A 20,362-nucleotide genomic window follows, 5' to 3' on the forward strand; every position below is an offset into this window, starting at 1 on the left:
CCTCGCAAAATTCGTTACATGGCCCTGGAGAAGACCGAGAACGGCAGGGCCTTCAAGACGTAACTCAGTGGCGTCCATGGCCACCAGGGTACGTAGGAGCGGCGCTTTTCTGATTCGATGGCTTTAACCAGGGCCTTCACGCCGGTTTCCAGGTCCACCCGGAAGGGCGCGTTCTTGGTATCCCGGTTGATATCCGTGAGAATGTAGCCGGGCATGATGTTGCTGACGTTGATTGGCTTGCCCTTGGTATCCAATTGCAGCCCTTGTGCCAGGGACGCCACGGCAGCCTTGGTGGCAGCGTAAACGTTCAAGGGCCCGCGGAAACCACGCACACCGCTGACTGAGGACATCAGCACCAGGTGGCCGCTGTTCTGCTCGCGGAAGATCTCCATGGCTGCCTCGCTCTGGGCAATGGCCGCGATGAAGTTGGTCTCGGCGGTGTGTCGGTTGGCAGCGAAGTGTCCACGGCCGATAGGCTGGGAACTGCCAATACCCGCATTCACGACTACCCGATCAAGACTGCCCAGCTCATCCCGGAACGCGCGGAACACTTCGAATACCTGATCGTAATCGCAGACATCGAGACCGCGAACCAGCACCCGGATATTGGGGTTGGCCTGCTGCAATTCCCGTTGTAGCGCCTCCAGCTTGTCGGCCCTTCGTGCGCAAAGCGCCAGATTACAACCTTTGGCGGCCCATTCACGGGCCATACCTTCCCCAAGACCAGTGCTGGCACCGGTAATCAGAATGTTCTTTCGCATCAGTAATCCCCTGGAGTCGTTCGAGTTATTTTCGCTCACAGTACCATGATCGAACGTTCAGGGGATTGACTGAAATGCAGCCCTGTACTGACCAATTCTTTCAGTGTGGCCCGTTACTCCACCATGACCGTGATCCTCTCGGAGACCACTGCCGGGTTGTGCGGAACATGCATGTGGTCACCTACGAGAAGCTGTAACGTGTGCTTTCCCGGCGATAGCGTGATCTCGGTTTCGGTTTGCCCGCCGCCGAAGTGCTTGACGTGATCCGTAGCGGGAAGAGGCTGGCTCAAATCCGACGGTATATCGGTATCGATCAGCAGGTGGTGGTGCCCGGTGCCTGCTTTCTCCACACCGGCGGGCGCCACGCCCATGTTTCGCAGGCCAAAGACAACTTTGAAGGTTTGGTCAACGGTAGCGCCATCGGTTGGCTGGACAAAATACACACCGGCATTGGCCGGGGCTTCAGATTTCATGCTCTCTGCCAGCGCTGATAAAGGCGCGATCAAAAGAGCTGAAACCAGCGTAATTGCGATCCTGTTCATCTCATTTCCTCCCTGGGGGATGCCCCACATGAGTGTAGTTGAGGAAGTGAACTTATGGCGGTCCCGCCATAGCGAACCGCCGAAATGCGACTCCGTTGCGCTCAACCGTCTGCTCCCCAACAACTATGAATCCTTGAGAATCAAAAAACGGACGTGCCTCCAGGCTGGCATCTGTTGTCAGCTTTGTGACTCCGCTGGCAGCCAGGCACTGCGATGCTGCCTTGTAAAGCAAGGAGGCGACGCCTCTGCGGGAAAACGCAGGCGCGGTGAACAGAAACTCAATATGGCCTGCGGAGGTGAATGAGATAAAACCCGCAAGAACACCCCTGGATTCAGCGACAAGTGTTTTCACGCCTGAGAGGCGGGAACGCCATTGCTCCAGGTCTGGCGATCGTGGTGCCCATGTTGCCAGTTGTTCCGGCGTGTAGCTCTGGGAAGCAATTTGATGCACGGAATCCGTGAACAGAGCGACGATGTCAGCCAGGTCCTGGTCTGCGAAAGGTCTGATATTCATGGTTGGGTCAACGCGCCTCCGCAATGGCTATGCGCTTCGTGGCGCAAACATGATGATCGCCATGCCGAGCAAGGCAACGCCGGAGCCCAAAAGGTCCCAGGCGGTCGGCCTGATGCCATCAACAGCCCATAGCCAGAGAATGGCCATGAAAATATATACGCCGCCGTAGGCCGCATAAACCCGTCCGGCTGCCGTTGGATGCAGAGACAGCAACCAGGCAAATGCCGCGAGGCTCAGAGCCCCAGGCACCAGTAGCCAGATGCTCTTGCCTTCACGAAGCCACAGATAGGGCAGGTAGCAGCCAACGATTTCAGCCAGGGCGGTGACCAGAAACAGGCCGACAGTTTTCAGTTCAGGCAAGGGAGTTGTCCTTTCGGAATTTGCATGGGTACTCACGTTCCATTGATGCTACACGCACCGGGTGGGAAGCGTTCAATCCGCAGTGTGCTCGATGTTGATCCGGCAATAGGGATGATCAAAAAGCCCGTCCCGGCGAAGGTTGTCGACTGGCTGATGCGTCCCTGACCTGATGCATCCAATCCCAGCACAGTTTTACTCGTCATCATGCCGATAAAAGGGTTGCCGGGTTCCCTTGCACCAGAGGCAACGTAGTCGCGTTTCAGTTCGATGCGCCCGTTCGCGAACTCGAAATCCTCTCCCTCTCGGAACTGGGACTGCTTGAGAACAATGCCATCCGATATTGCAGATGCGACGAGACTTTTTCCATCGCCCTTGTCTATGAGGACCACCTGGGGCCGTGTTACAGCTGTAAAACTGTCGGGCCAGATGATTGAGCTCAAACAGGTCTGTTCTGAGCCGTCTGAACGATCACTGCAGTTCCTGTAACAGCCAACAAAGGCTTCCAGGCTCGGTGATTTTGCGAATCCAGTGTCTTCTTCCTCGACTTCGGTGGAAACGCAGCCCGCAAAGAACAGGCACATTGCGATTGGAGCAACGAGTTTCATGCCTTATGTCCGGTTGATGGCGTTCTTCAGAGCCGCGAGGCTTTCCGGACCCGCGTCAAGGCTGATGCATTCCCCGGCATCACGCTCCCAGGAGGCAGCTGAGCCCATGTGCAGATGCACCTTTACGGCCGCTTTAAATGACTCCTCCATGAGGCCAGCAGGAACCCAAAGCAACTCCATGCCCCTAATTTGGTTTGGTACAGGGCTACCGCAGACCGAGCAAAAATCACTGCGATACCCTGTCGGCTTCTGGAAAGAAGAGATTTTGTCCTGACCAGACACCCAGCGAAAGTTCTCCTGCTCTACAAACGTTGCCGCATTCGCCGACGAACCTGTTGCCTTACGGCAGAGGGAACAATGGCATTGGTAAAGGTTGGGGACATCGCCTTTGATTTCGAACCTCACGGCGCCACAAAGACATTCGCCTTTCATCGTTAATTCCTTGTCATACTGATTCCGCAATTGAGGCAAGCGCTGGATTAGGCCATAGGCTCGAAATTCGGCAACGCTGCAATGCGATCCAGCCATGCCCGAACTGCAGGGTAGGTCTCCAGCTCAAAACCACCTTCATCTGCAACGTGGGTGTATGCATACAGTGATATGTCTGCGGTGGTGGCATTTTCGCCCGTCAAAAACGGCGTTTGTGCCAGCTGCTGTTCCATCACCCTCAATGCCTTGTGCCCGCCGGCTTGCTTGGCAGCATACTCATCGGCTTTGTCTGTTGGCAGCCCCAGGTACTTGTTGATAAAGCGCGCTACGGCGATAAACGGCTCATGGCTGTACTGCTCGAAGAATTGCCATTGCAGGACGCGGGCCTGGGCAAGGCCGCCATCCGGATACAAGTCAGAGCCGGACGCCAGGTAGTTGATGATGGCGTTGGACTCTGAAAGCGTTTCGCCGTTATCGAGCTCAAGCAGAGGAATCTTGCCGTTCGGATTCTTGCTCAAAAAGTTATCAGACTTCGTATCGCCGGCCAGAATGTCGACATCAATCCATTGGTGATCAATATTCAGCAGGTTGCACACCAGCTGTACCTTGTAACAATTACCCGATTTGGTATCGCCATAGATTTTCATGCAGCTTCCTTTGCCGGATTCGGCCGGTTCAAGTCTTCACCCATTTATCACCTTCCTTGTGATACTCCTGTTTTACCGCCGCCCAGGCAACCTTATGGGCCGTCTCTTCCCGGCTCGCCTCGCCACGGCGGTCTTCAGAATCACGGTATTCTTCCCAGGCTGAATTGAATGCTTTGCGGTAAATCTCCTGGGCATGGCCTGGCAGGTTATTGCGCACGCTGGCTGGCAATTCCGAATTGTTGTTGTAGGGCATTAGGCTTTCCTCCAAAACGCTATCGACCCCAGAAAGTTAGCTGTTTCATCGATGAGGGCTGCGCCCGCTAATCGCAACATTTTCAGACGCGTCGACAGTAAAACCCTCTCGATAGTGTTTGGGAGAGGAGCCCACGTAGCGTTTGAATAGCCTACGAAAAAAAGCAAGGTCATCATAGCCAACGGCTTGACTAACCTGCTGGATTGTTTGTTGCTCGTTTTCCAGCAAATGCCGTGCGGCATTGATTCGCAACTGGTGGAGATAATCGGTAGGTGTTTCCCCGGTGGCGAACCTGAAGCGCCGTGCGAAATTGCGCGGACTCATGGCTACGGACTCTGCCAGTTCACTGATACGGACCGGGCCGTTGTAATGTTCAAACAGCCACTGCTGAGCTCGCTGCACTAATCGATCCTCGTGGTTAGCCGAAGGGGGATCGGCTGCGTACCCAATCTGCCAGACCCGGGGCGTTTCCAGCAGCAAGGCCCTGGCGGTCTCGATGGCCACCCTGTGGCCACACAGCTTTTCAACCAGGTACAGGCTGAGATCCACAGAGGCATAAACGCCGCCGCTGCAGAGCAGGTTGCCACTTTCCGTGAGAAACCGCTCTGGCTGCCATTGAACATCGGGATACCGGCGACGACAGGCATCGACAACGCCCCAGTGGGTTGTTGCGGGCCGTCCATTCAGAAGGCCGGCTTCAGCCAGCAATGCAACGCCGGCACAGACCCCCGCAATTCTGGCCCCTCTTTCATGCCAATCGCGAAGCCAGGGGTATAGTGGTGCGTTGGCCCGGCAAGCGGCCTCCAGGTCTGTTCCCACGGCCGAAACGATGATGAGATCGTTGCCGCCCACCTCGTCGAGGCAACAGCCGGGTTCCAGGTTCAGGTTCACGGCAGTGGACACCGTTTTGCCGTCCTGGGAAGCAGTGCGCACTCTAAAACGGGGTTTGGCCGGCAGGCCCCGCATGGAATTCCACAGCACCCCGGCTGTGCTGAAGACTTCCAGGGGGGCCACAGCCGTCGACGGCATTCCGCCTTCCACCAACACTACGGTGACATCGATCATCCTGCACCTCGGACGTCCGAAATGTCCCTGTATTGTGGCGTAGCTGCCTCTACGCGAAAAGGTGCGAATCGCAAATACTGTACCTGGTGCTCCCCATAGTACTTCGGGGAGTGGCTCTTAAAGCACGCGATTCAAAGGCTGGGAGGTGCAGATCATGAGCAAGTTGACCTACAAGGGAAGCTGCTTTTGTGGCGCAGTTGAATTGACTGTCAGCGGCGAGCCCGAGGCCATGGGTTATTGTCATTGTGACTCATGCAGGCACTGGTCCGCGGGGCCGGTGAACGCCTTTACCCTGTGGAAACCGGAGGCCGTCAAAGTCACAAAGGGAGCAGACAACGTTGATTCCTATCACAAGACACCGCAGAGCCATCGCAAATGGTGCAAGACTTGTGGAGGGCATATCCTGACTGAACATCCCGAGCTTGGCCTCACCGACGTTTACGCGGCCATTCTGCCAGAGCTGCAGTTTACGCCCGGCGTTCATGTCTACTACCAGGAGAGGGTGCTCGGGGTGCATGAAGGGTTGCCAAAGTTCCGGGATACGCCAGAAGACATCGGTGGGTCCGGAATCACCTTGCAAGAATAGGGCTTCGCAAAATGATCAAGCACGGCGCAATAGAGCTGTCATTACAGCCAACGCCGCACGCGCTGCTCGTAATCCCGGAAGTCTTCGCCGAATAGTTCCCGGAGGGCACGCTCCTCCGGTTCAATCTGGAACCGGTTCATATAAACGACGAAGAAAATTAGGCCAACCAGGGCCCACGCGGACGCCAGGAATACGCCCCAGGCGAGGAGCCACAGCGCGAAGCCGACGTACATGGGATTTCTTGAAAAGCGATATACGCCTGAGCTGACCAGCTTGGAGCTTGCCTCTGGAGTACGTGGGTCCACGGTTGTTTGCGCGCTTCGAAAGGACATTACCCCTGCCAGAGGAAAAAGAGTGCCCAGTGCAAGCAGGATGGCCGCGACGGACAGGCGAAGCGCTTCGCTGGTTTCAATGCGTGGGCTCCAGTTTGCGATGACCCACATGAGCAGCCCGATGATCAGCACCAGAGCAAGGGGTGGGATGCGTTTTTCCAGCATTTGAAGGCTCACAATAAAAGGACTCTGTTCTCGGATTCAGGAGGGTTGCGGCAATTCGCTCAAACTCATCGCGATCAATCAGTGGCCTGATCACTCTTTGCCAGCCAGGCCCGAAAAGGTGCCGCTGAGTCCTCGAGTTCGATCTGGGTCAACCCCAATTCCTCGGGCCTCACGGGATGGATCTGGCCGTAAAGCTGTTCTGCAATATTGCCGTCGGCAAAGCCAGCCCAATTTGCAGTTTCCTGGGATGCGGCAAACACAATTCGTGGAATACGGGCCCAGTGGGCAGCAGCCAGACACATGGGGCAGGGTTCGCAGCTCGCGTATAGGGTAGCTTCTGGCATATGCGCGTTTCCCAGCATCTTTCCGGCCATGCGAATTGCCGCTACCTCGGCGTGGGCGGTAGGGTCGCACTCCTGCTTTGCCCGGTTTCCAGCCTGGGCAACAACACTGCCATTGTGAACCACCACAGCGCCAAAGGGTGCGCCACCATCGCCGACCGAATCCACGGCCAGCTGAATTGCTTGTTGTAGATAGGTTTTGTCACTGTCTTCGGTCTGGGGGTGGCTCACGTTGGACCTTTCCTCGTTGTTAAGTATTGCTCCCGTCTGGCTAGCGAAGCTGACTGTCCTTGCTACCTCTACGATTGATGCCGCCAGAGTGGGGATGCTCTTTTTCATGGGCCGACTGGCAATCAATGCACAATCGGACGCGGGGAATAGCCTTGCGCCGGGCCTCCGGAATCGGAGCACCGCATTCGTCGCAGTCCTCGGCGCTCTTGCCTTCGGCTAACTGGCTGCGAGCGCGCTGAATTTCATCTTCAACGCTTGCGTCGATCTGTTCCTGAACTGCACCATCACGAGACCATCCGCCTGCCATGGGGCCCTCCGAAGTCTGGCTGACTGAAACTACTCAACGTTAGCATTGTAGCTCGGGTGCTCAAAGGTGGCCGATGACCCATTGGTTGTCGACTCAGGGATTTTCTGTGTATTGGGGCAGGTCGTCTGTGATCTCAAACCACGGCGCCTTGTTTCCCACGAAAACGTGTCTGTCTGGCGTTACGCCCGGGTCTGTATCGAGGGTGCCCATAGGGAACCCAAGCACTTCGGGATGAGCATCGAATTTTGTGTAGAGGCTAGAGCCGCAGTTCGAACAAAAGGCCTTGTGCTCACCGGGAGATGACTCATAAAGCTTGATCAGCTCCTCGCCTTGCACCTTGCGCCAGTCTGCTGAATTTACCTTGGCACGGGTTCGTAATGCTGACGCATGAAGCTTGCGGCACATAGTGCAGTGGCAGTTCAGAACATCCGTGAGGGGGCCGTGGATTTCGTATTTGATGCCGCCGCAGAGGCAGCTTCCGGTTTGGTGCATAGGGTCAGCTCCTGTTGATCCCTTTGTCTTTAAAACTGGCGTCGATCCGTTCCCGAACCATACCATCCCGTGACGTTCAGAGTACCGGACTCATTTTTTATGCAGTGCCTTGTAGCGTTCCTCCAGTTCGGCACGAATGGCCCGTCGCTCCTTACCGTTGGCAAATCGCCTTATCTGATCATCGGTGCCCGGAACCAGTTGCGGCACGGGGACGGCCTTACCGCTATCATCAACCGCCACCATGGTAAAGAAGCAGCTGTTGCTGTGGCGAACCAATTTGTCACGGATGTTCTCGGTAACTACCTTTATGCCGATCTCCATGGAAGTTCGGCCGGTGTAGTTCACGCTGGCCAGAAAGGTGACCAGCTCGCCAATCCGGATGGGTTGAAGGAACATCACCTGGTCGACGGAGAGAGTAACGACATAGGTCCCCGCATAACGGCTGGCGCAGGCATAGGCAACCTCATCCAGGTACTTCAAAAGCGTACCGCCGTGCACATTGCCGGAGAAATTGGCTTTGTCCGGCGTCATCAGAACGGTCATGCTCAGGCTTGTTGAATTGTTTTCCATGGCGCTTCTCTGTTGGTTTGCTTTCCAGTATAGGCGCCAGGGTGCTGACAGGTGGCAGTACTTTTTAGTCTGCCTCGAAAGTCACCAGATCCACATCCGCTGCCTGGGTGCGCAGTGGAACCAGTGCCTGGTAGGCGGGGGAGTTGTGCCAATTGGCGACCGAATCCGAGTCCGGAAAGCGGATAACCACGGTATCGGTGTGCCGGTAATGCCCGCTCAGCACCTTCGCACGTGTGCCCCGAAGCACCAACTCTCCGCTCCAAGGCACGAGCGTTTCCGGTACCAGGCTGCGGTATTCTGCCCATTTGTCCGGGTCTTTTACGGTGATGTTGCCGATCACGTAGGCTGCCATTTGCATTCTCCGGTCTCTGATTGAGCTGGTTGGTCACGAAAGACAAACGTGACTGCAGGAATTACTGGTTCAGAAGATCTTCAATCCAAGTCAGGAATCTGGCCGCACTCCTCGTTTCGAAGCTTTGCTTACCTGGAACGTAATAGCACAAATCTGATGCGACCGATTGAGTGTCGAAGTGCTGCAGAACGTTGGCTTTCAAGAGCTTGTTGGCGAGCGTTGTAGAGCAGAACACCAACCCATTACCTGCCATGGCCTGCTGGATCCCGAAAAGCTCCTGGTCAAATGATTTGAGTTGAATGTTTGCCCCCTTTAGCCCATTTTTTTCTAACCAGGCGGTCAGGGGAGGGCTCGGTAACGCTTTGTTCTTCCACTCCGTGGTGAAAAGTGTGATTGGTTCATTCTCCCAGGAAGGAGGCGTCATTCCAGAAGCACCAAACACATTGAATGACTCAAATCGAATGACATCAGAATGCTCAGCAACTGAGACATCCCCGAATCGAATGGGAATGATGTAGGATTGGCTGTCGACCGACTCGCCGGTGGAAATTTCCACAGAAATATCCGGGTTGGCTTGTTCAAATTCGTGCTGGGAAGGGATCAGCACCATCGCTGCCAAGGATGATGTCGTCGTCACCCTGACCGTATTGCCTGCCTTCACCACCTCTTCCAAAGCACTGTCGATTTTCCGAAATCCTTCGGACGTTGCTTTGGCTAAACGGATACCCGTTCCCGTCAAGGATATCCGTCTTCCCTGCCGATGAAACAGGCTCACATTCAACCGGCTTTCCAGGTTGCCAATGTGATGTGAGATGGCTGTCGGCGTCAGCGAAAGTTCTTCTGCCGCCAACTTGAAACTACCCCGGCGGGCAGCCGACTCAAAGGCTTTCAACGCCTGTAATGACACCTGCAATGTGGATCTCCCAATCAATCACTGGTTTATGGATGTTATAGATGAGTTCAATTCATCTGCAAGTGCAATTTTTGCGTTTGTGCAAGTCCAGCCAGCGGCACACACTGGCTCCTGTCATCAACCAACCAAGGAAATGAACATGAGCACACTATTACACATTGATTCCAGTGTTAGAGCGGCGACTAATCCCAACCCGGATCACGATTCCATATCGAAAAATATCGCACGCCGGTTTATTGATACCTGGCAGGAAAACCGGCCTGAAGATGAGTATATCTATCGCGACGTTGGGGTGAATCCACCTGCTTTCATCACCCAGGAATGGATTGGCGCGGTGTTTACCCCGGAGGAGAAACGTACCCCGGCACAACAGGAGACACTGGCACTCTCCGATACCCTGATTGCAGAAGTGTCGGCGGCCGACGTTCTCGTGATCTCTTCACCCATGTACAACTACGGTATGCCGGCTCAGCTAAAAGCTTGGTTCGATCAGATCGTTCGCATCGGCAAAACGTTTGATTTCGATCTCGAACGAGGTGACTTCCCGCTGCAGCCGCTGCTCTCACGCAAGACCTTGATCATTGTGACATCCAGCGGAGAGTTTGGTTTTGAAAAAGGCGGCATAAGGGAAGAGTCTGGCCACCTGGCGCCCCACCTGCGGACACTGAGCAAATACCTCGGGGTAGACACCATCTACGAGATTGCCGCCGAATACCAGGAGTTTGGCGACGAAAGACACCGCGTGTCAGTAGCCAACGCCAAGGAGCGAGCCGAAAGACTTGCTTCAGAGCTGAGCCTTTCAGGCCAGGCAGTATCATCAAGAAATGAGGTCACCGATGCGTGACCGAATTGATGAAGAACGTCTGGCAACCTGTGGCGAAAGTGCCATTGATCTGGCCATTAGCAATGTAAAAGCCGGTGGTTTGCCGTTTTCCGCTTTGATCGTCAATCAAAGTGGTAACGTTGTCGGCAAGGGGGTAAATCAGGTTGCCGAGCATCTGGATTGCACCGCACACGCCGAAATCCAGGCAATAAGAGATGCTTCAAGGAAGGAGCGAAGCGTTTCTTTGAGAGGGGCGACATTGATTGCTTCAGGAGAGCCATGCGCCTTCTGCTATATGGCCATCCGTATGGCCGGTATCAGGAACGTCCGTATCGTTGCGGACAGATATGAGGCGAGAGAGAACGGGTTCGATTACCTGTGGACTTACCAGTATTTGAATCCTGCCCTCATCGATGAACTCGACGTATTGACTTTAGTTAATGACAGGAAACTGCTTCCATTCAAGATGGCTAACAGGAAATTGAGTGATCAAGGGGAATAGTCTGAGACACTTTTGGATCTATTCGATAAAGTGCTCGCTAACAAAAAGGCCCGGAGTTCTCACTCCGGACCTTCTTGTCACTCAGTGCAGTCAATCACCTCAACCGCACTTGCTATCGCCGCAGGAAAGGCAGGTCGCACACCCATCCATCACAATCACCGCCTTGGTGCTGCACTTGCCACACATGGTGGCGTTGGCAGGGTAGTCGCTGGCTTTCTCGTCGTTCGTGGCCGTGGTGTGGCTGGCTTCGAACTCGGCACGCTTTTCGGCGAGGATGCGCTTGGTGGTTTCGCTCATTTCCTCGCTTTCCAGCAGGCCAATGGCCTTAAGGTGCTTCTCGATCACGGCTCCAATTTCAGCGACCAGGGACGGCATAAACACGCCGCCTTTCTTGAAGTAACCGCCATTGGGGTCGTACACGCTGCGTAGCTCTTCCACCAGGAAGGTGACGTCGCCACCCTTGCGGAATACCGCTGAGATAACGCGGGTGAGGGCGATTACCCACTGGAAGTGTTCCATCGACTTGGAGTTGATGAACACTTCGTACGGCTGCCGGCTCTCATGGTCGGTGCCTTCGTTGAGCAGGATGTCGTTGATGGTGATATACATCGCGTGCTCGGCCACCGGCGGCTTGATCTTGTAGGTGGTGCCCAGCAGGAAGTCCGGCCGTTCGATGTATTCGTTCATCTGAACGGGCTTGGTTTCTGCGTGCACCGGTGCCTGGTGTTCGGCGGCTGCTTCAGGGTCGGCCTTCTTTACGCGGTAGCCGACGATTTTGTTGCTGATTTTAACTGTCATGTTCGTTGTCCTGTGTCGGTTCCCGGATCAGTACTTGCCGTAGGTGCCTTCTTTCAGCGCGTCAAACAGGTTGGCGGCGTTGTGGATTTCGCCGTCGTACTCTACCTGCTCGTTGCCCTTGAGGGTGACCTTGCTGCCATCGTCCAGGGTGAACTCGTACATTGTGTTCTCGAGGTCTTTTTCCTTAACCAGTACGCCCTGGAAGGCTTCCGGGTTGAAGCGGAAGGTGGTGCAACCCTTCAGGCCCTTGTCGTAGGCGTAGAGGTAAATGTCCTTGAAGTCCTGATAGGCGAAGTCTGTCGGAACGTTCGCGGTCTTGGAAATCGAGGAATCTACCCACTTCTGGGCGGCGGCCTGGATGTCCACGTGCTGCGATGGGGTTACATCGTCGGAAGTGGTGAAGTAGGCCGGCAGCTTCTTGTCCTCGTCTTCGGAGAACGGCATGGCGCCCGGGTTCACCAGGTGGCGGTATGCCAACAGCTCGAAGGAGAACACATCTACCTTCTCTTTGGTCTTCCGGCCTTCGCGGATGATGTTACGAGCATAGTGGTGCGAGAAGCTCGGCTCGATACCGTTACTGGCGTTGTTGGCCAAAGACAGGCTGATGGTGCCGGTCGGAGCGATGGAGGTGTGGTGGGTAAAGCGGCCACCTTTCTCGGCCAGTTCTTCCACCAGCTTCGGCTCCACGCTGGCAATCTGCTGCATGTACTTGCTGTACTTCGCGTGCAGTACCCGACCTTTCACCTTGTCGCCCAGCTTGTAGCCGTCTTTGCTCAGCTGCGGGCACTTGTTCAACATCTTGGCATCAATCTCGAACTCGTCGTCCATGATCGGCGCAACGCCTTTTTCCTCGGCCAGGGCGAGGGACTGGCGCCAGCCTTCAACGGCCATTTCACGCACGACTTCTTCGGTGAACTGCACGGATTCTTCAGAACCATACGGCATGCGCAGCATGGCGAGGGTGGAACCCAGGCCCAGGATGCCCATACCGTGGCGGCGCTTGTAAGTGATTTCGTGGCGCTGCTCGGCCAGCGGCAGGCCGTTGATCTCTACCACGTTGTCCAGCATGCGGGTGAAGATGCCTACTACCTTGCGGTATTTTTCATAGTTGAAGCTGGCTTTGTCGGTGAACGGGTAGTCCACGAATTTGGTCAGGTTCACGGAGCCCAGCAGGCAGCTACCGTATGGGGGCAGGGGCTGCTCACCACAGGGGTTGGTGGCGCGGATGTCTTCGCAGAACCAGTTGTTGTTCATCTGGTTGACCTTGTCGATCAGGATGAAACCCGGCTCGGCATAGTCGTAGGTGCTGGTCATGATGGTGTCCCAGATGAACTGGGCTTTCAGGGTGCGGTAGATACGGCAGGCAACCTTGCCTTCGTCGTTTACCACATAGCCTTCCTGCACCGGGAAATCCCGGTAAACGAACTGGCTGGCATCGCTCAGGTCCAGGCCTTCGTCTTCCACTTCCTTCTGGGTAACCGGGAAGGAAAGGTGCCAGTCGTCACCGTTGCGCACGGCTTCGATGAAGTCTTCGGTGATCAGCAGCGACAGGTTGAACTGGCGCAGGCGGCCGTCTTCACGCTTGGCTTGGATGAAGTCAATCACGTCCGGGTGGTGCACGTCGAACGTAGCCATCTGTGCGCCACGGCGGCCACCGGCAGAGGAAACGGTGAAGCACATGCGGTCGAAGATATCCATGAACGACAGCGGGCCAGAGGTGGTCGCACCGGCGCCAGCCACGTACGCGCCTTTCGGACGCAGGGTGGAGAATTCATAACCGATACCACAGCCTGCCTTGAGGGTAAGGCCGGCTTCGTGGTTCTTTTCCAGGATGTCGTTCATGGAATCCTGAACGGTGCCGGAAACGGTGCAGTTAATGGTGGAGGTGGCGGGCTTGTGCGCCTCGGCACCGGCGTTGGAGGTAATCCGGCCGGCGGGAATGGCACCGTTCTGCAGAGCCCAGATGAAGTTCTTCATGTGCTGGGTGCGTACGGATTTGTTTTCCACCTCGGCAAGGGCTTTGGCAACACGTTCGTAGGTTGCGTTGATGTCCTTGTCTACGGGCTCGCCGGTCTTGGTCTTCAGCTGGTATTTGCTGTGCCAGATGTCGATCGAGGCTTCCTGCATCGGGATTGTCGTTACCACTGCCTGTGCCTTTGCGTTCATTTCCACCCTCTGTCTTCCGGTATGTCTTCTTTTTATGGCGCCAGTCCTTGTACCAGCGGCGCCATACCCCTTGAGAATCGTCGTTTTGGCCTTGGGCCTGTTTTCTTTTTAACCACTAGATATGGGTTGAATCTGAAATGAGTATAACAGGATATAGTGTTCTGTGAACAAGAACGCAACTATTGATAGGCGCTTCGGAGCAAAGAAAATCAATCGAAACCGGCTTGAATCCGGGAAATTTTTTCTAAAACAGCGGTTTGAGGCTAAAGGTTCAAAACCACTACATGTTGTGGTTTAAAAATTGATCAGGCCTAGAGCATTCCTTCGAATCCGTTAGAAAAGTCACATGATTTGTGACCCCTGCACGTACCCGATATGAACGTGTCGCTACAGTATGGAGGTGGTGTCGAAAACTGCAGTGGCCCACAGGATGTGAAAAAGACCAAAAACAAGGAAATAATAATGAAAGGCCTGAAACCTACCTTGCTAGCGCTCTGCGTTGCGGGTGTTCCACCTGCAGCCGTAGCCGAGATCCAGATGCTGGATGACTCGGCAATGGGCATGATCACCGGCCAGGCCGGTGTGACCATTGAGCTGGAAACCAAACTGAACATTGATCGCTTCATCTATACCGATGAGGGCTCAATGGAAATCAACGATATCTTCGTGGGTGGTACCAACCGGAGTGATTTGTTCCCGGAGCTGGGGGTCAATCTGATGGGTGGAGCAGCTCAGGAAACAGACCTTCTGGACAACGTCCGGATCGAGATCGATATCCTCAGCGATGGCGATGCCATTATTAACGTTCTGCCTCAGATGTTTGGGGCAGTCGACCTGCGAGTCTCCACCGGTGCGTGGAATCTTACTGGAACTGGCGGCAGTACCACCATTCTGGATAACTTTAATGCAGATATCCTGATGGGCGGCGCCAATATCGAGATCGATGCCGATACTGATGTGATGAACCTGAGAACGGACATCGCGGTTGACGACATGGATTTCGACATGCCGTTTCTGGCCTTGGGTATTCGAGATTTCCGGCTAACAGGCAACACCTACGATCCGGTTCGCAACAAAAACATTCCGGATCTGTTCGCCAAGGTTGATCTTGATATCTACAAACGTGCCAATAGTCTGGGTGTTGATAGCCTTGCTATTGATCTGAACTCGTTCAATGCGGACATCACCATTGGCGGCGTTCTGGTGGGTGGGACATCCATAGGCAGCGTGTTTATGGATGATCTTGCGATCACCAATACTCAACTGCTTGTCTACGGCCACTGATTCCGGCTGTGAAACGAAAGCGGGGGCCAGTCCGGCCCCCGTTTTTTTCAGCCCAGCAGAAGGCTGTCGTCGTCCACTTCCAGTCCGCGCTGTTTCTCAAACAAGCCCAACAGATCCTTCACTTCCAGGCCTTCGCGGTCTTTGCCTTCGATATCAAACACCACCTGGCCCTGGTGCAGCATCACCGTGCGGCTGCCAACTTCCAGTGCCTGCTTCATGCTGTGGGTCACCATCAGCGCGGTGAGCTTTTGCTCCTCGATGATCTTGGTGGTGAGTTCCAGAACGAACGCAGCGGTTTTCGGGTCCAGAGCCGCCGTGTGCTCGTCGAGCAGCAGGATGCTTGAGGGCGTCAGGCTGGCCATCAACAGGCTTACAGCCTGACGCTGGCCGCCGGAAAGCAGGCCCATCTTGTCGCCAAGGCGTTTTTCCAGGCCCAGGTTCAGGGACGAAAGGCTGTCCTTGAACTTTTCCATGTACTGTCGTTTAACGGCGCTTGTGAGGCCCCGGCGCTGACCACGTTTGATGGCCAGGGCGAGGTTTTCCTCGATGGTAAGGCCTTCACAGGTGCCGGCCAGTGGGTCCTGGAATACCCGGGCAACCCGGCCGGCCCGTTTGTGGGTGGGCAGTTTGGTTACGTCCTGGTTGTCCACGATGATCTGGCCACTGTCTACCAGCACTTCGCCAGCCAGGGCGTTCAGAAAGGTGGATTTACCGGCGCCGTTACTGCCAATAACCGTAACAAACTCGCCCTGGTTGACCGTCAGGCTCATGCCTCTGAGCGCGGGGTTTTCCAGGGGGGTTCCTTTGCCGAAGGTGAGTCGGAGGTCGGTTGCACTGATCATTTCGCCTCCTCAGGCCTTGCTTCGGGAAAGTTTGCCGGCAATGGATGAACGCACGCCGGGCAGAACGATGGCCAAGGTGACCAGAACCGCAGTTATCAGGTTCAGATCCTGCGCCTGAAGGCCAAGGAAATCGGCGTTCAGGGCAAAGGCGATGGCCAGCCGGTAGATGATGGCTCCCACCACGCAGGCGATCAGTGCGCGTAACACCGTGGAGGGAGTCACAACGGCTTCACCACCAATCAGGGAGGCTAGGCCAATCACAATAACGCCCACGCCCATGGTGACGTCTGCTGCGCCCTGGCTCTGGGCGAACAAGGCGCCGGCAAGTCCAACCAGGCCATTGGAGACGGCAACGCCAAGCACAATCATGGCGCCGGTGGCGATGCCCTGGGCCCGGGCCATCCTGGCGTTGGCGCCGGTGGCTCGCATGGCCAGGCCGGTTTCGGATTTCATGAAACGCCACAGCAGAATAAGCGCTACGAAGACCACAATGATGAACAGGAGCACCGGTACTTGATGGTAGGCCAGATCCAGGTCATACCAGGGCGTCAGCACCGTTTCTTCCGTTAGCAGTGCCACGTTGGGGCGGCCCATGATGCGCAGGTTTACCGAATACAGCGCAATCATGGTCAGGATCGAAGCCAGCAGGTTCAGAATGTTCAGTTTCACATTCAGCAGGGCCGTTACTGCGCCGGCGGCCATGCCGGCCATGACCGCGCAACCTGTCGCCAGCCACGGATTCCAGCCGTCAATAATAAGCACAGCGGCCACGGCAGCACCGAGCGGGAAGCTGCCATCTACGGTGAGGTCCGGGAAATCAAGCACCCGGAAAGAGAGGTAGATGCCAAAAGCGACGAGGCCATAAATCAGGCCAGTCTCGATGGCACCATAAAGCGCAATGTTACTCAGCATGGTCGGGTATCACCAATGATAAAACGGGCGGCCCCTTGTGAGGGCCGCCCGTGTTGTTCGGGGGATTACTTGGCGCTGTCGATAACCTGCTCGGCGTCACCGATCACGTCATCGGACAGGGTGATACCCATGCGCTCAGCGGCAGCCGGGTTCACGAAAAGGTCCAGCTTCTCCATTGTCTCGACACCCATGTCTCCGGGTTTTTCGCCATTCAATACCCGGGCAACCATCACGCCAGTCTGGCGGCCATGGTCGTAGTAGTCGAAGCCCAGCGCCGCAACAGCGCCGCGCTCAACCGTGGCGGTGTCGGCGGCGAATACCGGGATACCGGCGCGCTCACCCACGGAGATAACGGCTTCAGCAGCACTGATAACTGTGTTGTCAGTGGTCAGGTAGATGGCATCGGCTTTGCCAACCAGGGAGCGGGCGGCGCCCAGAACCTCGGACGTTTTGGTAGCGGCACCTTTTACCAGTTCAAGGCCGCGGGCGGCGAGGCGCTCTTCCAGCAGTTCCACCAGGGAGACAGCGTTGGCTTCGCCCGGGTTGTAGACGGTGCCAATGCGTTTGGCATCGGGCATTACGCGCTGGAGCATATCCAGATGTTTGTCGATGGGCAGCATGTCGCTCACACCCGTGATGTTTGCGCCCGGTGCTTCGAGGCTACTCACCAGCTTGGCGCCGAGCGGGTCGGTCACTGCTGAGAAGATGACTGGCGTATTGCGGGCCGCAGCGGCAACGGTCTGGGCGGAGGGCGTGGCAATTGCCACAATCACGTCGGGGCTTGCGCCAACAAATTTGCGGGCAATCTGTGAAGCGATGGCGGAGTTGCCCTGGGCACTTTCGTGCATTACTTCCAGGTTGTCGTCCTCTTTGAAGCCGCGCTCGGCGAGTTCGTCTTTAATGCCCTGGTAGACGGCGTCAAGTGCCGGGTGCTCCACAATCTGTGTGATGGCTACAACGCGGGGTTCCTGTGCCTGAACGAGTGTTGCCAGCGCCAGCAGTGTGGCACCGAACAGGGTACGCAGGGTTGTCTTGGCCATATGCCCATCTCCGGGTAGGTTAACTGGAATGTTGCAATTCTGAAGGGGCGCAAGTTTACCACAGGCAGAGGGTTTAAGGGGTAGGGGATGTTGCCGGAAGCAGGGCTATGATCCAGATAGGTGTAGTTGGAAATTATTTTGCTTGTGTCACGTTTTGACGGCTCATACTATGTTGAAATACCCTACGAAAGTCTAATAATAAGTCATCCATAATTCGAACAACGAACTGCAAGGAAGGTCCATGGACACAACAAACAAACTTCCCCTGGATATGGTTTATCACTGGGAGAAGGCCAAGGCGAATTCTGTCTATATGACACAGCCCATCGGGGGCGGTAAAACGGTAGATTACACCTGGGGCCGGGCGGTGGATGAGGCGAGACGCATGGCGTCTTACCTGAAGTCCCTGAACCTCCCCGAAAAAAGCCGCATCGGCCTGATCTCCAAAAACTGCGCCCACTGGATCATGACCGACTGGGCCATCTGGATGGCCGGCCACATTTCCGTTCCGTTGTATCCCACCCTTAACGCCGACACCGTCAATTACATTCTCAACCATGCCGAGTGTGAAGTGGTGTTTGTTGGCAAGCTGGACGACTGGGACATGATGAAACCGGGCGTGCCGGAATCAGTGCGTTGCATTTCCTTCCCGCTGAGCCCGCCCAATGATTTCGAAACCTGGGACGATATCGTTGCCAAGTATCCGCCCCTGGAAGAAAACGTTCAGCGTGATGCCAATGAGCTGGCGACGATTGTTTACACCTCCGGCAGCACGGGCAAACCCAAAGGCGTCATGCTCAGCTTTTACAACATGGCCTATGCGGCAGAGGGTGGTATGGAAGTGCTCGGCGTGGGTTCCGATGAGCGTATGCTCTCTTACCTGCCGCTGGCTCACGTATTCGAGCGTACCTTTGTTGAGTTGGCATCTTTGTATGCGGGTTTCCACCTTTATTTCGCGGAATCTCTGGATACCTTCGTTCAGGATCTTCAACGGGCCCAGCCAACCCTGTTTCTCTCAGTACCGCGCCTGTGGGTGAAGTTCCAGCACGGTGTGCTGCAGAAGTTGCCCAAGAAGAAGCTGGACCGGCTGATGAAAATTCCAGTGGTCAACAAATTGATCAAGAAGAAGATTCTCAAGGGCCTTGGCCTGGACAAAGTCAAGCTGGCAGGCAGTGGATCGGCACCGCTGGCAAGCGACGTTCTGGACTGGTACCGCAATCTTGGCCTCGAGCTGCTGGAAGGCTATGGCATGTCTGAAAACTTTGCCTATTCCCATATGAGCAAGCCAGGGCGGTCAAGAACGGGTTACGTTGGTGAGTCTGCACCCGGGGTTGAAACCCGTATCAGCCCGGAGGGTGAGATCCAGATCAAGAGCCCGGCCACGATGATGGGTTATTACAAGGACGAGGAGAAAACCCGGGAAGCGTTCACTGAAGACGGTTTCCTGAAGACTGGCGACAAGGGCGAGATTGATGAGATGGGCCGGCTCAAGATTACCGGTCGCATCAAGGAAATCTTCAAGACCAGCAAGGGCAAGTATATTGCGCCTGCGCCCATCGAGAATCGCCTGATGTCCCACGATGCCATCGAAATGGTCTGCGTCTCTGGCGCCAACCAAACCCAGCCTCATGCCCTGGTCATGCTGGGCGAAGAGGCCCGACCGAAAATGGCGGACGAGGCTTTCCGAAATGAGATTGAAGAGAGCTTCAAGAAGCTGATTGCCGATGTAAACAAGACTGTGGATCCCCACGAGCAGTTGGCGTTCATCACGGTGGTGAGCGACGAATGGTCGATCGAGAACAGCTTCCTCACGCCCACGATGAAGCTCAAGCGCAATGTGGTTGAAGACGCCTACCAGGAGAAAGTCGACAAGTGGTATGCGCAGCGTCAGCCGGTTATCTGGCAGTAACGCTTTCGATTACAGGTGAAGATGTTCTGGCCCGGCTCTGCCGGGCTTTTTTTATAGCGGAAAAAACCGACGTAAGTCGCATAGGGAAAAGGAAGATGCGGGCCTAAACTGAAGGGATATCAGGAGGATGTTATGAGCCAGTTGTCCCTTTTCCAGAAACGTATCCATGACGAGATTCCTCTTTCTCGCGCCCTGGGGATTCAATTGCATTCCTGGGATGGCCATTCGCTGTTACTCAGCGCACCTCTGGAGCCCAACAGCAATCACCAGGGTACCGGATTCGGGGGCAGTGTATATTCGGCGGCGGTAACGGCGGCATGGGGCCTCACGGAACTGGCGCTCTGGGACCTCGGTCTTCGGGGAAACGTGGTGGTGCAAAGCGGGAACATTGACTATCTGGAGCCTGTGACATCCGATTTTTACGTGATCTGCCGCCTGCCCGGTGAAGAGATACCGGAGCGTTTTCGCAAGAGCCTTGCCCGGCACGGCAAGGGCCGGTTGGATCTGACGGCAGAAGTCTTCTGCGGAGAGCCAACCACAATGCCGGAAGGCGACCCTGTCGCCGTGTTCCAGGGGCGATTCGTGGTTCAGGATGTGAAATCCCGGATCACTTTCTGATCC

The 20,362-nt window shown here is 55.6% G+C and carries 27 protein-coding genes; 6 read left to right on the plus strand and 21 right to left on the minus strand.

The window, feature by feature from the left end:
* Positions 1–14: 14 nt before the first annotated feature.
* From NUW46_RS08860 to NUW46_RS08900, 9 genes are all read right to left on the minus strand, one after another.
* Positions 15–761, minus strand: a complete 747-nt coding sequence (locus NUW46_RS08860) for an SDR family oxidoreductase (protein ID WP_418141886.1) — start codon at positions 759–761, stop codon at positions 15–17.
* 113 nt (positions 762–874) lie between these two features.
* Entirely contained in the window at positions 875–1,294 is a 420-nt protein-coding gene (locus NUW46_RS08865) for a DUF4399 domain-containing protein (RefSeq protein ID WP_370686087.1), read from the minus strand.
* A 61-nt stretch (positions 1,295–1,355) separates the two neighbouring features.
* A complete protein-coding gene (locus NUW46_RS08870; RefSeq protein ID WP_418141887.1) occupies positions 1,356–1,817 on the minus strand; it encodes a GNAT family N-acetyltransferase in 462 nt (153 codons plus the stop codon).
* 27 nt (positions 1,818–1,844) lie between these two features.
* Positions 1,845–2,177 carry a YnfA family protein gene (locus NUW46_RS08875; RefSeq protein WP_136632290.1) on the minus strand — a complete coding sequence of 111 codons (333 nt, stop codon included), beginning with the start codon at positions 2,175–2,177 and terminating at the stop codon, positions 1,845–1,847.
* Positions 2,178–2,209: 32 nt separating this feature from the next.
* The gene (locus NUW46_RS08880) at positions 2,210–2,782 is read right to left on the minus strand and encodes a hypothetical protein (protein WP_418141888.1); all 573 of its coding nucleotides are present in this window, start codon (positions 2,780–2,782) and stop codon (positions 2,210–2,212) included.
* A gap of 3 nt (positions 2,783–2,785) precedes the next feature.
* A complete protein-coding gene (locus NUW46_RS08885) occupies positions 2,786–3,214 on the minus strand; it encodes a GFA family protein (protein WP_418141889.1) in 429 nt (142 codons plus the stop codon).
* Positions 3,215–3,261: 47 nt separating this feature from the next.
* Positions 3,262–3,858, minus strand: coding sequence for a glutathione S-transferase family protein (locus NUW46_RS08890; RefSeq protein WP_418141890.1), 597 nt, complete (start codon positions 3,856–3,858; stop codon positions 3,262–3,264).
* Between the two features lie 28 nt (positions 3,859–3,886).
* Positions 3,887–4,111: a putative cation transport regulator ChaB gene (chaB, locus tag NUW46_RS08895; protein ID WP_418141891.1), complete on the minus strand. Its 225-nt coding sequence runs from the start codon at positions 4,109–4,111 to the stop codon at positions 3,887–3,889.
* 45 nt (positions 4,112–4,156) lie between these two features.
* The gene (locus NUW46_RS08900; protein WP_418141892.1) at positions 4,157–5,176 is read right to left on the minus strand and encodes a GlxA family transcriptional regulator; all 1,020 of its coding nucleotides are present in this window, start codon (positions 5,174–5,176) and stop codon (positions 4,157–4,159) included.
* 154 nt (positions 5,177–5,330) lie between these two features.
* Between NUW46_RS08900 and NUW46_RS08905 the strand changes: the two genes are divergently transcribed.
* Positions 5,331–5,762: a GFA family protein gene (locus NUW46_RS08905; protein ID WP_418141893.1), complete on the plus strand. Its 432-nt coding sequence runs from the start codon at positions 5,331–5,333 to the stop codon at positions 5,760–5,762.
* Between the two features lie 41 nt (positions 5,763–5,803).
* Here NUW46_RS08905 and NUW46_RS08910 read toward each other — a convergent pair whose 3' ends face one another.
* From NUW46_RS08910 to NUW46_RS08940, 7 genes are all read right to left on the minus strand, one after another.
* On the minus strand, positions 5,804–6,259 hold the full coding sequence (locus NUW46_RS08910; protein WP_418142022.1) for a methyltransferase family protein: 456 nt from the start codon (positions 6,257–6,259) through the stop codon (positions 5,804–5,806).
* A 74-nt stretch (positions 6,260–6,333) separates the two neighbouring features.
* The gene (locus tag NUW46_RS08915; protein ID WP_418141894.1) at positions 6,334–6,831 is read right to left on the minus strand and encodes a nucleoside deaminase; all 498 of its coding nucleotides are present in this window, start codon (positions 6,829–6,831) and stop codon (positions 6,334–6,336) included.
* Positions 6,832–6,871: 40 nt separating this feature from the next.
* Positions 6,872–7,138 carry a DksA/TraR family C4-type zinc finger protein gene (locus NUW46_RS08920; RefSeq protein ID WP_418141895.1) on the minus strand — a complete coding sequence of 89 codons (267 nt, stop codon included), beginning with the start codon at positions 7,136–7,138 and terminating at the stop codon, positions 6,872–6,874.
* 93 nt (positions 7,139–7,231) lie between these two features.
* A complete protein-coding gene (locus tag NUW46_RS08925; protein WP_418141896.1) occupies positions 7,232–7,630 on the minus strand; it encodes a GFA family protein in 399 nt (132 codons plus the stop codon).
* A gap of 90 nt (positions 7,631–7,720) precedes the next feature.
* The gene (locus tag NUW46_RS08930; RefSeq protein WP_418141897.1) at positions 7,721–8,200 is read right to left on the minus strand and encodes an acyl-CoA thioesterase; all 480 of its coding nucleotides are present in this window, start codon (positions 8,198–8,200) and stop codon (positions 7,721–7,723) included.
* Positions 8,201–8,264: 64 nt separating this feature from the next.
* On the minus strand, positions 8,265–8,552 hold the full coding sequence (locus NUW46_RS08935; RefSeq protein WP_222464324.1) for a DUF1330 domain-containing protein: 288 nt from the start codon (positions 8,550–8,552) through the stop codon (positions 8,265–8,267).
* A 61-nt stretch (positions 8,553–8,613) separates the two neighbouring features.
* Positions 8,614–9,459 (minus strand): LysR family transcriptional regulator, encoded by an 846-nt coding sequence (locus NUW46_RS08940; RefSeq protein WP_324140202.1) that lies wholly within the window; start codon positions 9,457–9,459, stop codon positions 8,614–8,616.
* A 145-nt stretch (positions 9,460–9,604) separates the two neighbouring features.
* Here NUW46_RS08940 and NUW46_RS08945 point away from each other — a divergent pair, with 145 nt between their 5' ends.
* Positions 9,605–10,309 carry an FMN-dependent NADH-azoreductase gene (locus NUW46_RS08945; protein ID WP_418141898.1) on the plus strand — a complete coding sequence of 235 codons (705 nt, stop codon included), beginning with the start codon at positions 9,605–9,607 and terminating at the stop codon, positions 10,307–10,309.
* Positions 10,302–10,790, plus strand: coding sequence for a nucleoside deaminase (locus NUW46_RS08950; RefSeq protein ID WP_418141899.1), 489 nt, complete (start codon positions 10,302–10,304; stop codon positions 10,788–10,790). Before NUW46_RS08945 ends, NUW46_RS08950 begins: the two co-directional genes overlap by 8 nt.
* Before the next feature lie 99 nt (positions 10,791–10,889).
* On the opposite strand, the gene NUW46_RS08955 is transcribed toward NUW46_RS08950, so the two are convergent.
* Both NUW46_RS08955 and NUW46_RS08960 read right to left on the minus strand, forming a co-directional pair.
* Complete coding sequence (locus tag NUW46_RS08955; protein WP_069184949.1) at positions 10,890–11,588, minus strand: NrdJb; 699 nt, start codon at positions 11,586–11,588, stop codon at positions 10,890–10,892.
* A 27-nt stretch (positions 11,589–11,615) separates the two neighbouring features.
* Positions 11,616–13,754, minus strand: coding sequence for an adenosylcobalamin-dependent ribonucleoside-diphosphate reductase (locus NUW46_RS08960; RefSeq protein WP_069185068.1), 2,139 nt, complete (start codon positions 13,752–13,754; stop codon positions 11,616–11,618).
* 462 nt (positions 13,755–14,216) lie between these two features.
* Between NUW46_RS08960 and NUW46_RS08965 the strand changes: the two genes are divergently transcribed.
* Positions 14,217–15,038 carry a DUF6160 family protein gene (locus NUW46_RS08965; RefSeq protein ID WP_418141900.1) on the plus strand — a complete coding sequence of 274 codons (822 nt, stop codon included), beginning with the start codon at positions 14,217–14,219 and terminating at the stop codon, positions 15,036–15,038.
* A gap of 47 nt (positions 15,039–15,085) precedes the next feature.
* On the opposite strand, the gene NUW46_RS08970 is transcribed toward NUW46_RS08965, so the two are convergent.
* The 3 genes from NUW46_RS08970 to NUW46_RS08980 all read right to left on the minus strand — a co-directional run bounded on the left by NUW46_RS08970 (position 15,086) and on the right by NUW46_RS08980 (position 17,832).
* Entirely contained in the window at positions 15,086–15,880 is a 795-nt protein-coding gene (locus NUW46_RS08970; RefSeq protein ID WP_069184951.1) for an ABC transporter ATP-binding protein, read from the minus strand.
* Positions 15,881–15,889: 9 nt separating this feature from the next.
* Positions 15,890–16,792, minus strand: coding sequence for an ABC transporter permease (locus NUW46_RS08975; RefSeq protein WP_209397903.1), 903 nt, complete (start codon positions 16,790–16,792; stop codon positions 15,890–15,892).
* Positions 16,793–16,857: 65 nt separating this feature from the next.
* The gene (locus NUW46_RS08980; RefSeq protein ID WP_222464337.1) at positions 16,858–17,832 is read right to left on the minus strand and encodes an ABC transporter substrate-binding protein; all 975 of its coding nucleotides are present in this window, start codon (positions 17,830–17,832) and stop codon (positions 16,858–16,860) included.
* Between the two features lie 241 nt (positions 17,833–18,073).
* Between NUW46_RS08980 and NUW46_RS08985 the strand changes: the two genes are divergently transcribed.
* Together NUW46_RS08985 and NUW46_RS08990 are read left to right on the plus strand one after the other, a co-directional pair.
* Positions 18,074–19,741, plus strand: coding sequence for an AMP-binding protein (locus NUW46_RS08985; RefSeq protein ID WP_222464338.1), 1,668 nt, complete (start codon positions 18,074–18,076; stop codon positions 19,739–19,741).
* A 132-nt stretch (positions 19,742–19,873) separates the two neighbouring features.
* On the plus strand, positions 19,874–20,359 hold the full coding sequence (locus tag NUW46_RS08990; RefSeq protein ID WP_136632173.1) for a thioesterase domain-containing protein: 486 nt from the start codon (positions 19,874–19,876) through the stop codon (positions 20,357–20,359).
* The last annotated feature ends 3 nt before the right edge of the window (positions 20,360–20,362 follow it).

Origin of the sequence: Marinobacter sp. MA (assembly GCF_048298425.1) — a bacterium.
Taxonomy (GTDB): Bacteria; Pseudomonadota; Gammaproteobacteria; order Pseudomonadales; family Oleiphilaceae; genus Marinobacter; species Marinobacter salsuginis.

Coding starts and splice junctions, on each gene's coding strand:
- NUW46_RS08990 (WP_136632173.1), top strand. CDS start 19,874: ATGAGCCAGTTGTCCCTTTTCCAGAAACGTATCCATGACGAGATTCCT.
- NUW46_RS08925 (WP_418141896.1), bottom strand. CDS start 7,630: ATGCACCAAACCGGAAGCTGCCTCTGCGGCGGCATCAAATACGAAATC.
- NUW46_RS08885 (WP_418141889.1), bottom strand. CDS start 3,214: ATGAAAGGCGAATGTCTTTGTGGCGCCGTGAGGTTCGAAATCAAAGGC.
- NUW46_RS08975 (WP_209397903.1), bottom strand. CDS start 16,792: ATGCTGAGTAACATTGCGCTTTATGGTGCCATCGAGACTGGCCTGATT.
- NUW46_RS08860 (WP_418141886.1), bottom strand. CDS start 761: ATGCGAAAGAACATTCTGATTACCGGTGCCAGCACTGGTCTTGGGGAA.
- NUW46_RS08900 (WP_418141892.1), bottom strand. CDS start 5,176: ATGATCGATGTCACCGTAGTGTTGGTGGAAGGCGGAATGCCGTCGACG.
- NUW46_RS08935 (WP_222464324.1), bottom strand. CDS start 8,552: ATGGCAGCCTACGTGATCGGCAACATCACCGTAAAAGACCCGGACAAA.
- NUW46_RS08920 (WP_418141895.1), bottom strand. CDS start 7,138: ATGGCAGGCGGATGGTCTCGTGATGGTGCAGTTCAGGAACAGATCGAC.
- NUW46_RS08965 (WP_418141900.1), top strand. CDS start 14,217: ATGAAAGGCCTGAAACCTACCTTGCTAGCGCTCTGCGTTGCGGGTGTT.
- NUW46_RS08970 (WP_069184951.1), bottom strand. CDS start 15,880: ATGATCAGTGCAACCGACCTCCGACTCACCTTCGGCAAAGGAACCCCC.
- NUW46_RS08890 (WP_418141890.1), bottom strand. CDS start 3,858: ATGAAAATCTATGGCGATACCAAATCGGGTAATTGTTACAAGGTACAG.
- NUW46_RS08960 (WP_069185068.1), bottom strand. CDS start 13,754: ATGAACGCAAAGGCACAGGCAGTGGTAACGACAATCCCGATGCAGGAA.
- NUW46_RS08930 (WP_418141897.1), bottom strand. CDS start 8,200: ATGGAAAACAATTCAACAAGCCTGAGCATGACCGTTCTGATGACGCCG.
- NUW46_RS08910 (WP_418142022.1), bottom strand. CDS start 6,259: ATGCTGGAAAAACGCATCCCACCCCTTGCTCTGGTGCTGATCATCGGG.
- NUW46_RS08870 (WP_418141887.1), bottom strand. CDS start 1,817: ATGAATATCAGACCTTTCGCAGACCAGGACCTGGCTGACATCGTCGCT.
- NUW46_RS08985 (WP_222464338.1), top strand. CDS start 18,074: ATGGACACAACAAACAAACTTCCCCTGGATATGGTTTATCACTGGGAG.
- NUW46_RS08945 (WP_418141898.1), top strand. CDS start 9,605: ATGAGCACACTATTACACATTGATTCCAGTGTTAGAGCGGCGACTAAT.
- NUW46_RS08880 (WP_418141888.1), bottom strand. CDS start 2,782: ATGAAACTCGTTGCTCCAATCGCAATGTGCCTGTTCTTTGCGGGCTGC.
- NUW46_RS08905 (WP_418141893.1), top strand. CDS start 5,331: ATGAGCAAGTTGACCTACAAGGGAAGCTGCTTTTGTGGCGCAGTTGAA.
- NUW46_RS08950 (WP_418141899.1), top strand. CDS start 10,302: ATGCGTGACCGAATTGATGAAGAACGTCTGGCAACCTGTGGCGAAAGT.
- NUW46_RS08980 (WP_222464337.1), bottom strand. CDS start 17,832: ATGGCCAAGACAACCCTGCGTACCCTGTTCGGTGCCACACTGCTGGCG.
- NUW46_RS08955 (WP_069184949.1), bottom strand. CDS start 11,588: ATGACAGTTAAAATCAGCAACAAAATCGTCGGCTACCGCGTAAAGAAG.
- chaB (WP_418141891.1), bottom strand. CDS start 4,111: ATGCCCTACAACAACAATTCGGAATTGCCAGCCAGCGTGCGCAATAAC.